Origin of the sequence: Litoribacter ruber (assembly GCF_018500185.1) — a bacterium.
GTDB classification, from domain to species: domain Bacteria; phylum Bacteroidota; class Bacteroidia; order Cytophagales; family Cyclobacteriaceae; genus Litoribacter; species Litoribacter ruber.
The window spans coordinates 74,671-88,494 of the sequence record NZ_JAHBGI010000002.1 but is presented as its reverse complement, the minus strand read 5'-3'; the positions used below and the strand labels follow the sequence as shown (position 1 = coordinate 88,494).

Here is a 13,824-nt window from a genome sequence, read left to right as displayed (position 1 = left end):
TTAAGCAGTATTGCGGTTGATACCCCAATTCCTCTCAGAAGCCTTTTTGAACTGAATTATTTTAAACCTTTAAATTTTTAATTATGAAAATTAAAATCACCTTAGCAGCTATGTTGCTGCTAGTCGGATTCATGTTATTAGATAAAATTAACATGAATGAAGAAGAAAACTTCTTCAACAAATCAGTTACTGTTGAATTTTCGACAGCTAACTGATTCTCCTCAAACCGATTGCCTTATTCCATACAGCTCCTCGAGAAGCTCTCCGGTGGCTAACATGAATTCTTCTTTATGCGGATGTATGCCTGAAGCATTAAAGCCCTGGCTTTCGATAATTACCTTTCCCTCCTCGAGGATCTCTGTCAATCGTTCTAGTCCGAATAGAGCAAGTGTAGGCTTGATTTTGTGGCGGGCCTGCATGATCATTTCATCATCGGCATTGACTAAGCCGGTTGAATACTTTTCCTTTAAATCCTGTACAGAGGTGATTATGGCATCCAGAAGCTCATTTTCGAATTCCTTGTCCCCTTCAGCCATTTCCAATACCAACTGATAATCCAAATTTGTAGAATTGTTACCCATATATTTTTATTTTAAAACTGATACTCCTGCCAAAAACCCTGTACTCCAGGCCGCCTGGAAATTAAAACCGCCTGTGATTCCATCAATATTCAATACCTCCCCCGCAAAAAAAACTCCCGGCACAATCTTACTCTCCATCGTATTGGGATCCACCTGGGACAGGTCCACCCCGCCAGCGGTCACAAACTCCTCCTTAAAAGTAGTTTTTCCCTCAATGGTCAACACGTAATTAAAAAGACACTCTACAAGTTTATTAAATTGCTTTTTTGGTATATCCAACCACAAAGCGGTATTTTCAATGGAAGCTTTTTCACAAAGATGCTCCCAGAGTCTTGCAGGTAAATTAAACAAAGGATTTGAAATTATTTTCTTTTTGGGGTGATTTTTTTTAAAATTGGTAAGTTGAGTCCTGATTTCCTCTTCATTTATTTCGCTGTCCCATCTGATGTGGGCCTTCGCTTTATACTCCTTTTCCGCCAACCATTTGGCACCAAAAGCCGACAACTTCAATACAGCCGGACCGCTCACACCCCAATGGGTGATCAATAATGGCCCAGTATAATCCAGCTTGCTTCCCTCCAGTTTTATATGTGCCGAAGGCACACTCAACCCCGGCAAGGATTTGATGGTTTCACTGGGAGTATTGAAAGTAAATAAAGACGGCAAGGGCGCCTCAACTGTATGCCCTAAATTCTCTACCAATTGATATGAAGCCAGTTTTGGCGCACCGCCAGTGGTGATGATGATCTTGTCAAAGGAGTGCTTACCCCCAACTGAATAAAGGTCAAACGTGTTTGAACCCTGTTCAATATTGTCAATGGCTGTTTTGGAAAGAAGGACCACCCCATGCTTGTCTGCCTCATTTCGAAGTGCATTGATAATGGTTTGGGAAGAATCGGTGATGGGAAACATCCGCCCATCGGCTTCCGTTTTCAGGGTCACTCCCCTGCTTTCAAACCATTCGATGGTATCTGGAACAGCAAAATGTCGGAAAACTTTCTTTAGGAATTTCTCACCTCTGGGGTATGATTTGATGAGTTTGGAAACTTCTCTCGCATCATGGGTGACATTACACCTTCCTCCGCCGGAGACTTTTACCTTTGAGAGGGTTTTTGGGCTCTTCTCAAAAATGGTGACCTGTGCACCCTGCTGAGCCGCAGTAATCGCCGCAAAATAGCCCGCAGCACCTCCCCCAATCACTCCTACTTTAATCATGCGGCAAAAATAAACAATACAATCGGAACATACTTAAGACTTTAGAAAAAGATTGGGATTTAATCCAGGAATGATGCCTGACTGCCTTCATCAAGGGCAATCTGCTGTTTTCACCTTGATTGGTGGCACGGAAGACCGAAGACGGAAGACCGAAACTGGCCACGGCCATTTAAGTATCGTTGGCTCAAGAAAAACCTTTCCCGATTCGCTTCACTACTCGGGACAAGTTGTGCGACTTCTTTTTACTTCGTGGGACTTTTTGACCCATTTTTCATTGTTTAAGGTTTAAGGTTTTAAGTTTAAAGCTTATGATTGAAAGTGTGCTCCGCGAAGAAACTTTGTGTCCTTCTTTTTAACTTTGTGCTACTTTGTGACCCATTAGAATATTCACCACTGCAGGCTTTGCGCTTGCTCGTGGCGACCTTTGCCTGAAACTAAAGTGGCCAATTAATTTTTACTTCCCACTTTTATCCTATTTTTTTGTACCGGTATGGCGAAAACGAAACGATCAAAGAGAAAACCCCAAAAAGGCAACAAATACTCCTTCCTCATTTTCTTCCTGCTGGTATTGGCTATTTTTTCCCTGTCCATCTATACCATGCAGTTGGTAAAAGATATCGAAGGCCCAAGCATCAAGTCACCAGAAGCCAGAAAGGAACTCGCCCAGCAGAAAGCCGCAGTAAAAGATTCACCCACCAAGGAAAAGGTGATCCCCGCTGGGCAAACCGAAACCGTAATGGATTTTGATGAGTTTCTGCTGGATCTGGTCTCCTCACCGGAATTTTCCCACCCAACCTTAAGCGTAAATCAGGAAGGGGAATTGATCTCCCACAGTGCCTATAGCCTGGCCTATGATGAGGAAAACGAACAGGCCTACTGGGTAAGTTATAAGCTCACTGCCGATATGCTCAACGGGGGCGTCAAAAGAGGCAACAACTTCAGGGAGGATCCCACCGTATCTACAGCATCGGCCTCTCCTTTGGATTACAGGCTCTCCGGATACGACCGTGGACACCTAGCACCTGCAGGGGATTTCACCTATTCCAAATCAGCAATGGATGAAAGTTTCTACATGAGCAACATGTCCCCACAGACACCTGCTTTCAACAGGGGAATCTGGAAAAAACTCGAAGAACAGGTGCGGTACTGGGCCAAAGCCAACGAAGAAATCTTTGTGGTGACAGGTCCTGTGATAAAGGAAAAAAGTTTAACTTTAGGTCAAAACAAGGTAACGGTCCCGGAATATTTCTACAAGGTAATATTGGACATTCATCCGCCAGAGTACAAGGCCATCGCCTTTCTGATGAAAAATGAAAAATCCAACCGCCCACTCTTGGACTTTGCAATCTCCGTGGATAGCCTCGAAAGATTTGCCGGACTGGATTTCTTTCCCATGTTACCCGACACCCTTGAAAAAAGACTAGAAAAAAGTAAGAATCATGAAATTTGGTTTGAATAAATACATTGCCTTACTGTGCCTGCTGTGCACCTTCTGCACCTTGCAGGTAAGCCTGGCACAAAGACCTAACTTGGGCACTTCCTCCCGTATGATGAACTCAGCCAAGGAAGCCATGGCCCAAGAAGATTACGACAAGGCCAACAACATCTTTCGGCAAATAATAGACAGCAATGCTCCCATCCCACAGGAGATGCCTTATCATTTTGCCAAAACCCTGTTTCACCTCAAGCAATACGACAACAGCTCCAACTTTCTCCAAAAGTACATGGAGATTAATGGCTTCAATGGTGAAAATTATGAAGAGGCTAAGGAGTTGCAGGACAAACTTAAGGCACCTCTGGCCGAGATCAGGGCTTGCCAGCTTTGCGACAGAAAGGGATACGCCTACGAGACCTGCTCCACTTGCGAAGGACACGCCCATACCCCACAGGACTGTAGCTATTGCAAAGGCAAAGGGATTGTAGGATGCAGCCGTTGTGCGGGAAAAGGAATGATCACCAAGAAAAATGTCTTCAACCTGGTGGAATACTACGAGTGCGACCGATGCAAAGCCGAAGGCCGCCTCACCTGCCCAGAATGCGAAGGCTCCAAAACCGAACTCAAAACCTGCAGAACCTGCAACGGCAGCGGCCGGGTAACCTCTGACAAACTTTGCTCCCACGAAGAATCCCAAACCTAACCAACCAAAAAAAGGCTTCCCTAGATCAGGAAGCCTTTTTTTATTATTTAATTCTCAAGTATCCGCATTGATGCCAGCGGATTATTTTCCTTTGATTGGCAAGACGGAAGACCGAAGACCGACGACCGAAGAAAGCTTCATCCAAGCATCAAACCAAGATTCTTGCAGTTATAATGGTTCAATCTAATTTGCCGAGACAGACTTTTTGAAACTTCGGTATTACTTGGTGTCCTTTGTGACCAATTTGAAGTCACGAATTCAACTTCAATTACAGTACTTATCCAATGCACTCTGCGCAGGCGCATAGCCCATCGATACAGCCTGCTTCAAGTCATCGCAACCGCCTCTCTTATTTTTGGTACCCAGTTTAAGGACACCTCTATAATGATAAGCCTGTGCAAATCCCTTATCTGCTTTGATTGCCGCACTGTATTCCTGAAGCGCCTCATCGGTATTACCCAACTGGTGAAGGGCTCTGGCTTTTAAGAAATTGGCCATGGCCGGGGCACCGGACGTTTCGGTTGCATAATCCGCATACAACAATGCTGCGGAATGGTTTTTCTGTTTTTGGTACAGGTTGGACAAACTCATCATCACCTGTACGTTCTTTGAATCATGTTCAAGAGCCTTCTTGAAATCGGCCTCAGCCTGCTCCAAGTTCCCCAATTCCTCATGTGCCCGGCCTCTGTTATAGAGAGCCTTCACATTTCTGGGAGATTTCTCCAGATAGGAATCATACGAGGATACAGCCTGCTCATATTGACCTTGTGCGTAGTAGGAATCTCCCTGCTCAGAATCATCCTGACCACAGGCAAACATGAGAGTGGCCGCCCCAAACATGATTATAATACTTTTTTTGAAATTCATTAATTATTTATTTGATTAAACTGCTACGTTATTTTCCCGCAGTGCCTCATTTAGGGACGTCTTCTTATCCGTAGAGGCTTTTCTTTGACCAATGATCAAAGCACAAGGGACCTGATACTCCCCTGCAGGAAACTTTTTGGTACGTGAACCCGGGATCACCACGGATCTTTCAGGCACGTATCCGGTATATTCTTTAGGCTCGCTTCCGGTCACATCGATGATTCTTGAACTTGCGGTCAAAGTAACCCCAGCCCCGATCACGGCCTCTTTTCCAATTCTAACACCTTCTACGATGATGGCTCTTGAACCTATAAAGGCACCGTCTTCAATTATCACCGGCGCAGCCTGTACTGGCTCCAACACGCCGCCAATGCCAACTCCCCCACTCAAATGGACATCCTTGCCAATCTGCGCACATGAACCAACGGTAGCCCAGGTATCCACCATGGTGCCGCTATCCACATAGGCGCCAATGTTCACATAAGATGGCATCATCACCACACCTTTGGCCAAGTAGGCACCGTATCGCGCCACCGCATGAGGGACTACCCGCACACCCTGCTTGGCATAGTTGGACTTAAGGGCCATCTTGTCGTGAAACTCAAAGGGCCCCACTTCGATCGTTGCCATTTTCTGGATTGGAAAATAAAGGATGACGGCCTTTTTAACCCAGTCGTTCACCTTCCAGCCGTCAGCTGTAGGCTCTGCTGTCCTGAGGGTCCCCTGATCCAATTCGCTTATGACCGTTTTTATCGCTATAATAACGTCTTTCTCTTTCAATAATTCCCGGTTGTCCCAGGCTTTCTCAATAATGGTCTGTAATTCCATAAATTTTGGTAGATTCGCTAAGTTTGATTTTGCTATAGATGAAGAAGGTAATAATCGCGTCAGTCCTGAAACCGCTCAACGACACCCGGGCTTTTTATAAGCTTGCCCTATCTCTGCGTGAAACAAATAAATACCATGTAAACATCATAGGATTTTTTGCAAAAAATACACCAACAGAGCCAAATATAGTTTTCTCGACACTCCAAGCGAACCACCGTTTACATTATACACGGCTTACGGCTTCATTAAGGTTTATTAATCTTGTTAAAAAATACAAACCCGATCTATTGGTAGTGACCACATACGAGCTTTTGCCGGCTGCGGTATACCTCAAAAAGAAGCTCGGCTTTAAACTGGTGTATGATGTACAGGAAAACTACTCCCTTAACATCAAATTCAACCAAACGCTACCAAACTGGCTGGGAAGACTGCTCTCAAGAGCGGTAAGCTATATAGAGAAACGGGCCTTTAAATATGTGGACCATTTTCTGCTCGCGGAAAGATGCTACCAAAAGGAATTGGATCTAAGAGATGCTTTCACAATCCTGGAAAACAAAACAACTCTCAAGCCCATTCAAGTTTCACCATTCCAGCTGTCCCCAAATCGACCTTTAACTTTTGTGATTTCGGGAACACTCACGCCTATATATGGAGTGGAAGAGGCAGTCAATTGGTTTATTCTTTTAAACAAAGAAGCTCCTCATTTTAACCTTTCAATTGTGGGTCACGTTCCGATGCAAAGTTTTCGCCGCAGGCTTTTGGAACTTGTGGAAGGACATCCCCACATCCACCATGAACTCTCATCCACACCCCTACCTTATCCACAAATAACGAAGACTGTCAGTATGGCAGACCTGGTATTAATGCCCTATCAGCAGATTGCCAGCATTAGGTATAAAATACCAACCAAACTTTATGAATCTTTAGCCCTCTCCAAGCCAATAATCCACGCTCCAAATCCCCTTTGGAAAGACATTACCGCACCCTATTCGGCTGCCTTGGAATTGGACTTTTTGACCCCTCCCACCAACACGGATTTTCTTTCAAATTTGCACACACACGCCTTCTACAAAATCTCCCCTTCCACTGAAGTAACCTGGTCGCAGGAATCCACCAAATGGATCCTCCTTGTGGATAACTTACTAGGGTAATACCCCTTTGTCCACACTTATCAACTTTACACCCTTTTTAGAAACCAATATGCCCTAACCGGAAACTCCCTCCAATCCCCCTCATCACCCCTATTTCCCTATTCCGATATTTCCCTATTTATTACATTTCACTTTATATCAATATATTACATATTTATTTAGCCATATCTAAATTTATATTTAGCTATTATAAAACCCGAGTTCACAATCCAAAATGAGTTTTCCACAATCGGATTAGGTTATATGGAAATATTTTTTTAGTATTGCCTAAACAATGTTATACACCCCCACAAACTGGGCTATATGATCAAGCTTACATCTGCTGAAGAAAACTACCTGAAGGCCGTCTATCACCTCTCCGAGGAAGGCAAGAAAAACGTATCCACCAACGACATCTCTGCCGAGATGAAAACCAAGCCCGCCTCCGTCTCGGACATGCTGAGAAAACTGTCGGAAAAACAGGTGATCGACTATCGGAAATACTATGGGGTCAACATCACCGAAGAGGGTAAAAAGTATGCCCTACAGGTGATCCGTAAGCACCGCCTCTGGGAAGTCTTCCTGGTAGAAAAGCTAAGGTTTGCATGGGATGAGGTACACGAAGTGGCAGAAGAATTAGAGCATATCAAGAGCCCTATTCTCATACAAAGGCTGGACGAATTTCTGGGCCACCCCAAATTTGACCCCCATGGTGACCCCATCCCGGATGAGTTTGGGGATGTTAAGGCAAGGCCTCGCCTACCCCTAAATGAGCTGGAACTGAACGACGGTGGTCAGATAGTTGCGGTGAAGGACAGCAGCGCGGCCTTCCTCCGATACCTCGACAAAGTGGGTGCTTACATTGGCGCCAGAATAAAAGTTTTGGACAAAGTCGAATTTGACGGCTCCCTGGAGATCTTGGTGGACAACAAAAAAACCCTTTTCATGTCCAAGGATGTCGCTGCGAATATTTTGGTTTTGCAACAGTGATTTCTTAGTACAAAGTACCAAGTACCAAGTACAAAGTACAGATGAAGGCTGCCGATTTTAGAATTAGCCTAGTATTTTGCCAGCAGTGCTTAACGGGGAAAGAATGAGATGAAACATAAGGCCCGAGGTACAAAATGAGGTAGTGACAATGGTAATATTAGATGCGCCAGATGGCTTAATAAAACCTCAATTGCCAAAATACTTGGTACGTGGTACCTGGTACGTGGTACCCAATAACCAACGAATACTGAATGAAAATAAATGAACTTCTCTAAACACACCGCCCTCATCATCCTAGTCCTAGCTCTAGGCTGTAAATCCGTAGATCGCGAGAGGAACGAGAAATTCCTCATCGTCACCACTACCAATATCCTGGCGGATGCAGTTAGACATATAGTGAAGGATAGCGCGGAGGTGCAGTCCTTGATGGCCATTGGTGTGGATCCGCACCTTTACAAGGCCAGCCAAAGAGATCTGGACAAGCTCTTTGATGCTGACCTGGTAATTTACCAAGGCATCTTTCTGGAAGGGAAAATGAATGAGGTACTCAAAAAATTCTCCAGAACCAATCCTGTGGTCTCGGTCGAAAACAGGCTCTCCCCCACCCTATTGCTCGAAGACGAGGAGTTCGAAGGGGCATTCGATCCCCATATCTGGTTTGACCCCATGATATGGAAGGAGACCATCGAAAACCTTGCGCTCGACCTAAAAGAAACCAAGCCGGAATGGTCTGAGTACATTGACTCAAACGTGCTAGAATATAGCCAAACACTTGATTCACTGCACACCAGCTTACAGGAAAAGATTCAGGATCTGCCCCAGGACAAGCGGATCCTGGTGACTGCTCACGATGCTTTTGCCTATTTTGGAAGAGCCTATGGACTGGAAGTCCACGGACTGCAGGGGCTTTCCACGCTTTCCGAGCCTGGACTGAATGATGTGTCCAAGCTTGTCAATTTCATTGTAAATAACCAGATCAAGGCCATATTTTCCGAACAAAGCATTTCCCCGAGAGGTGTTAAAGCTTTAGTGGAAGGCTGCCGAAGACGGGGCCAGGAGGTCAAACTTGCCGGTCCACTTTACACCGACAGCCTTGGAGAAAAGGACGGACCGGCCGGCACCTATACCGACATGCTCCTGTACAACATGGTAACGATCGTAGAAAACCTAAAATAGCATGATAACGCAAGTTGAAAACCCAGTACTGGAAGTGCACGACCTGACGGTGAGTTATGGCCGAAACCCGGTATTGTGGAATATAGATTTTACTTTACCCAAAGGCTCACTGGCCGGCATCATCGGTCCCAACGGAGCCGGTAAATCCTCTTTGATTAAGGCCATTATGGGATTGCTGGAAATCAATAACGGCTTCATCAAGATCTTTGACCAAGGGTTAAATGAGGTCAGAAAGAAAATCAGCTACGTCCCCCAAAGGGAATCTGTGGACTGGGATTTTCCTGCCTCGGCATTGGACATTGTTCAAATGGGAACATACCACAAACTCGGACTATTCAAGCGCCCTGGTAAGGCCGAAAAGGCCCTGGCACTGGACTGTCTGAAAAAAGTGGGCATGGAAAAATACCGGGACAGGCAGATCTCGGAACTTTCGGGGGGCCAGCAGCAGCGGGTCTTCATTGCCCGGGCCCTCGCCCAGCAGGCTGAAATCTACTTTATGGACGAACCCTTTGCCGGGGTGGATATCAGTACCGAAAACATGATCGTCGACCTGCTCAAGGCCATGACCGCTGAGGGGAAAACCGTGATTGTGGTTCATCACGACATCCATTCTGCCCCCAAATACTTCGACTGGATCATCATGCTCAACATGTATTTGGTCGCTTCGGGCCCCACCGAAAAGGTGCTCACCGAGGAACTACTGGAAAAAACCTTCGGAGGCAAACTCAGCCTGCTGTCCGATGCAGCGCAATTGATCAAACAGAAAGGGTTTAACCCATTGAAAAGCTGATATGGAAGACTTTGTTTACTTCTTTTCCTTTCAGGACCCCAATGTAGCCATGGTGGTGGCCGGCATCACGCTGCTCTCCATCAGCGCGGCCATGGTGGGCACCTTTACGTTTTTGGATAAGAAAGCTTTGCTGGGAGATGCCATTTCCCATGCCGTGCTTCCGGGAGTCTGCCTAGCCTTCATGTTTGCCGGCAGCAAAAACCCCTACTGGATTGTCCTTGGAGCGTTTATTACTGGAGCGGTTTCCACATACGCCATAGAATGGATCAGCCGATCGACCAAACTGAAGGAGGACACCGTGATTGCTGCCGTCCTTTCCGTCTTTTTTGGAATAGGCATCCTGCTCTTTACCCAGCTTCAACAAACCGGGGACGCCGCCTTGTCCGGACTCGACCATTTCCTCTTTGGCAACGCCATTTCCATTGTCTATGAAGATCTGATGGTTTATGGCATTCTGGCTCTACTGGTTATCGTCTGCCTTTTGGTGTTTTACAAGGAGTTCAAGCTCATCATTTTCAATCCTGGCTACGCCCAAAGCGTTGGACTCCCGGTCAAAAGACTTAAACTACTGTTCAATACTTTACTAGTAATGGCCGTTGTCACTGGAATTCAGGCAATTGGCGTGGTTCTGATGGCAGCCCTTTTGATCACCCCTCCGGCAGCGGCTCGATTTTGGTCCGACAGGCTGAAAATCATTCTGCTGCTAGCCGTGATTTTTGCCGTGCTCTCCGGGATAGCCGGTGCCTACATTTCCTTTGCCGTGCCCCATATGCCCACCGGGCCATGGGTGGTGATGGCGATTTCCTTTATAGCGTTTGCCTCTTTTTTCTTTGCAGGGAAAAAAGGCATTCTTTCCAAATGGTACAACCAGAGAAATTACCAGCAAAAAATCCATAGAGACCACCTCTTGAAATCACTTTATCAGGTAAGGGAGAGAAATGCCGCCCCCTTGGGCAAAGCCGATATTTTGGAATTGTTTCCCGGAAAGGAAAAGGAAACCAAGCGCTTTATCTCCAAATTGAAAAAGGAAGGCCAAATCGAGGAAAAATCCAACCACCTCCTGCTCACCCCTACCGGATTGGTGGAGGCCAAAAGAGTGGTAAGGCTTCACAGGCTTTGGGAACTTTACCTTGCCCAATACCTCAACCTGGCCCCTGACCATGTCCATGACATGGCCGAGAAAATGGAACACCTGCTCACTCCCGAGCTCGAAGCCAAACTGGATGCCTCTTTGGATTATCCAACCCAGGATCCACATCACTCCAAAATCCCCAGAGACCATGACCTTTGATCCAAACGCATTTTTGATCATCCTCACCGGAACCCTGATCGCCATTTCCTGCGGACTTCTCGGGTCCTTCCTGATTTTGCGCAACATGGCCATGATTGGCGACGCCATTTCCCATGCGGTACTGCCCGGGATTGTTTTGGCATTCTTCTTTTCCGGTCAAAGGGAAGGAATAGCCATTATCATTGGGGCGGGCTTGCTGGGAATTCTGGCCACCATCATCATCGACTACCTGAGCACAAAGGTCAAACTCCAAAACGATGCTTCCATCGGTGTCACGTTTACCTGGCTGTTTGCCATCGGGATTATTCTGATTACCGTATTTGCCGGGCAGATTGACCTGGACCAGGATTGTGTGCTTTATGGCGAAATTGCCTACATCCCCCTAGACCTGATCGTAACCGAAAACAACACCATCCTTGGCCCAAGGGTATTATGGATCGCTGTGATCAACGTGATATTGGTGCTTCTGTATGTTGGGTTTATGTATAAAGAATTAAAACTGACTTCCTTCGACAAGCAGTTTGCTCAAACCATCGGATTTTCCACCGGATTCATCAACCTGAGTTTGATGGGCATGGTGTCTTACACCACGGTAAGTTCCTTTGAGGCTGTGGGTGCCATTTTGGTTTTGGCCCTTTTGGTAGTCCCTCCCGCGACTGCCTACATCCTCACCAAAAAATTGAAGCCCATGCTGCTTTTGACTATATTGATCGGGTTCCTAACTTCGTTGGTGGGATATTACCTGGCCTACTTTATAGATGGCTCCATCGCTGGCGCCATGGCAAGTGTTTCCGGCCTGTTCCTTTTGGCCGCCATCCTCTATGTGACCATCCAAAAAAGAAGCATTGGAAAAGGGATCATCATGCCGGCGGAACTAAAGAGATGAAGTTTTTATTTATTATTTTTGAATGTCCACAGCTCACAGTGGACCGTGGACCCAAATAAGTTATGATGCAAAAAGTACTACTTACGATAAGCCTTCTAGTGGCGATGGTATTTTCCGCCCAGGCCCAGGGGGAAATAAAATGGCTGACTTTCGAAGAGGCTGCCGAAAAAAACCAAAAGGCTCCCAAGATGGTCTTAGTGGACGTTTATACCGATTGGTGCGGCTGGTGCAAGAAAATGGACAAAGGAACATTTACCGATCCGGCGGTGGTCCGTTATGTAAACGAGAATTTTTATCCTGTAAAAATGAACGCCGAAGACAACAAGCGGAAGTTCAATTTCAGGGGACATGAGTATACTGAGCAGACCATGTCACGGGCCATGCGCGTCAGCTCCTACCCCAATTTCATCATCATGGATGCCGCGATGGAGAACATCACCCAAATGCCAGGTTACAGAGAGGCAGACAATTTTCTAGAGACACTTCAAGCAGTACTTCAACAATTCAACCCTTAAAGCATGAGCTTTAATTTAAGCGAAAAGAATGACACCATAATTGCCCTTGCCACCCCCCAGGGTGTAGGTGCCATTGCCGTAATCCGGCTTTCCGGGCCAGAGGCCATCTCCTTATGCAACAGTGTTTTTAAGGGAAAAAACCTGGAAAAGCAGGAATCCCATACCATACATTTTGGAACCATTAGGGATGGGGAAAAAATCATAGATGAGGTTTTGGTTTCACTCTTCATTGCTCCTAAAAGTTTCACTAAAGAAAACGTGGTGGAGATTTCCACGCATGGGTCATCCTATATCATCAACCAGGTCATCAAGCTTTTCATCCGCAAAGGTGCCCGGCCTGCCAAGCCCGGAGAATTCACCCAGCGGGCTTTCCTAAACGGGCAGTTTGACCTTGCCCAGGCAGAGGCCGTGGCCGACCTGATCCACTCCGACTCCGAAGCATCCCACCAAGCTGCACTTAATCAAATGAGAGGCGGTTTCAGCGGGGAAATACAACAGTTGAGAAACCAATTGATACACTTCGCCTCCATGATCGAGCTTGAGCTCGACTTCGTGGAAGAGGACGTGGAATTTGCCAGCAGGGACGATTTGAGGGTTTTGATAGAGAAATTGCTGCGCGTAATCGAGAAGTTGATCGCCAGTTTTGACCTAGGAAATGTCATCAAAAACGGTGTTCCCACAGTCATTGCGGGCAAGCCAAATGCCGGAAAATCCACCCTTTTGAACGCATTGCTCAATGAGGAAAAAGCCATAGTCTCCGAAATTGCGGGCACCACCCGGGATTTTATCGAAGATGAAATCAATATCGGAGGGGTGATCTTCAGGTTTATCGATACGGCCGGATTGCGGGAAACCACCGACACAATCGAAGCCATCGGGGTAAGCAGAACCCAGGAAAAAATGAAAACCGCCAGCCTGATCCTCTATCTTTTTGACCTCACCGACACCGACATGGTCGAAATCAACCGTGACGTCAACAAATTGGAGAATCTCGGCGTACCTTTTCTTAAAGTAGGAAACAAGATAGACAAAGCCAACCCCCAATTAATCAACGACTTAAAAGAAAAGCATCCAGACAGCCTTTTCATCTCTGCAGGCCAAAAAGAAAACCTCGATGACCTCCGCAGCCGTATCCTCGAACTGGTCAACCTCGACAAGTTCAGGACCGGCAACACCATCGTGACCAACATCCGCCACTACGACTCCCTAGTCAAAACCCGGCAGTCCCTGTTGGATGTATTAAACGGCCTGGACATCCAAATCACCAACGACTTCCTCGCCATGGACATCAGAAGATCGCTGCATTACCTTGGTGAGATCACCGGTGAGATAACGACGGATGATTTGTTGGCGAATATATTTAGTAAGTTCTGCATCGGGAAGTAACCCACTTTAATATTTGCATCGTTAAAGAAGT

The 13,824-nt window shown here is 46.3% G+C and carries 15 protein-coding genes; 11 read left to right on the top strand and 4 right to left on the bottom strand.

All coding sequences use genetic code 11. The features are described from left to right. The first annotated feature begins 83 nt into the window (after nt 1–83). Nucleotides 84–215, top strand: coding sequence for a hypothetical protein (locus KIH41_RS18195; protein ID WP_262897954.1), 132 nt, complete (start codon nt 84–86; stop codon nt 213–215). Nucleotides 216–221: 6 nt separating this feature from the next. On the opposite strand, the gene KIH41_RS02635 is transcribed toward KIH41_RS18195, so the two are convergent. Beyond that, nucleotides 222–581, bottom strand: a complete 360-nt coding sequence (locus KIH41_RS02635; RefSeq protein WP_213946627.1) for a hypothetical protein — start codon at nt 579–581, stop codon at nt 222–224. A 6-nt stretch (nt 582–587) separates the two neighbouring features. Beyond that, nucleotides 588–1,796, bottom strand: coding sequence for a BaiN/RdsA family NAD(P)/FAD-dependent oxidoreductase (locus KIH41_RS02630; RefSeq protein ID WP_213946628.1), 1,209 nt, complete (start codon nt 1,794–1,796; stop codon nt 588–590). A gap of 490 nt (nt 1,797–2,286) precedes the next feature. Here KIH41_RS02630 and KIH41_RS02625 point away from each other — a divergent pair, with 490 nt between their 5' ends. Together KIH41_RS02625 and KIH41_RS02620 are read left to right on the top strand one after the other, a co-directional pair. Then, nucleotides 2,287–3,255 (top strand): DNA/RNA non-specific endonuclease, encoded by a 969-nt coding sequence (locus KIH41_RS02625; protein WP_214161425.1) that lies wholly within the window; start codon nt 2,287–2,289, stop codon nt 3,253–3,255. Beyond that, nucleotides 3,236–3,934 carry a tetratricopeptide repeat protein gene (locus KIH41_RS02620; RefSeq protein WP_214161424.1) on the top strand — a complete coding sequence of 233 codons (699 nt, stop codon included), beginning with the start codon at nt 3,236–3,238 and terminating at the stop codon, nt 3,932–3,934. Before KIH41_RS02625 ends, KIH41_RS02620 begins: the two co-directional genes overlap by 20 nt. Before the next feature lie 264 nt (nt 3,935–4,198). Here the strand turns inward: KIH41_RS02620 and KIH41_RS02615 are convergent, their stop codons facing one another. Both KIH41_RS02615 and KIH41_RS02610 read right to left on the bottom strand, forming a co-directional pair. Further along, a complete protein-coding gene (locus KIH41_RS02615) occupies nt 4,199–4,801 on the bottom strand; it encodes a tetratricopeptide repeat protein (RefSeq protein ID WP_213946631.1) in 603 nt (200 codons plus the stop codon). A gap of 15 nt (nt 4,802–4,816) precedes the next feature. Further along, the gene (locus tag KIH41_RS02610) at nt 4,817–5,629 is read right to left on the bottom strand and encodes a 2,3,4,5-tetrahydropyridine-2,6-dicarboxylate N-succinyltransferase (protein WP_213946632.1); all 813 of its coding nucleotides are present in this window, start codon (nt 5,627–5,629) and stop codon (nt 4,817–4,819) included. Between the two features lie 287 nt (nt 5,630–5,916). On the opposite strand from KIH41_RS02610, the gene KIH41_RS02605 reads away from it, so the two are divergent. The 8 genes from KIH41_RS02605 (at nt 5,917) to mnmE (ending at nt 13,793) form a co-directional block, all read left to right on the top strand. Next, the gene (locus tag KIH41_RS02605; protein ID WP_214161423.1) at nt 5,917–6,780 is read left to right on the top strand and encodes a glycosyltransferase family protein; all 864 of its coding nucleotides are present in this window, start codon (nt 5,917–5,919) and stop codon (nt 6,778–6,780) included. A 303-nt stretch (nt 6,781–7,083) separates the two neighbouring features. Further along, on the top strand, nt 7,084–7,749 hold the full coding sequence (locus KIH41_RS02600) for a metal-dependent transcriptional regulator (protein ID WP_213946634.1): 666 nt from the start codon (nt 7,084–7,086) through the stop codon (nt 7,747–7,749). 261 nt (nt 7,750–8,010) lie between these two features. Continuing rightward, on the top strand, nt 8,011–8,925 hold the full coding sequence (locus KIH41_RS02595; protein ID WP_214161422.1) for a metal ABC transporter solute-binding protein, Zn/Mn family: 915 nt from the start codon (nt 8,011–8,013) through the stop codon (nt 8,923–8,925). A gap of 1 nt (nt 8,926) precedes the next feature. Beyond that, nucleotides 8,927–9,715, top strand: coding sequence for a metal ABC transporter ATP-binding protein (locus tag KIH41_RS02590; protein ID WP_213946636.1), 789 nt, complete (start codon nt 8,927–8,929; stop codon nt 9,713–9,715). Nucleotide 9,716: 1 nt separating this feature from the next. Further along, nucleotides 9,717–11,006, top strand: a complete 1,290-nt coding sequence (locus tag KIH41_RS02585; RefSeq protein ID WP_214161421.1) for a metal ABC transporter permease — start codon at nt 9,717–9,719, stop codon at nt 11,004–11,006. After that, nucleotides 10,996–11,892: a metal ABC transporter permease gene (locus KIH41_RS02580; RefSeq protein ID WP_213946638.1), complete on the top strand. Its 897-nt coding sequence runs from the start codon at nt 10,996–10,998 to the stop codon at nt 11,890–11,892. Before KIH41_RS02585 ends, KIH41_RS02580 begins: the two co-directional genes overlap by 11 nt. A gap of 65 nt (nt 11,893–11,957) precedes the next feature. Continuing rightward, nucleotides 11,958–12,407 (top strand): thioredoxin family protein, encoded by a 450-nt coding sequence (locus KIH41_RS02575; protein ID WP_213946656.1) that lies wholly within the window; start codon nt 11,958–11,960, stop codon nt 12,405–12,407. Nucleotides 12,408–12,410: 3 nt separating this feature from the next. Next, entirely contained in the window at nt 12,411–13,793 is a 1,383-nt protein-coding gene (gene mnmE, locus KIH41_RS02570; protein ID WP_214161420.1) for a tRNA uridine-5-carboxymethylaminomethyl(34) synthesis GTPase MnmE, read from the top strand. The last annotated feature ends 31 nt before the right edge of the window (nt 13,794–13,824 follow it).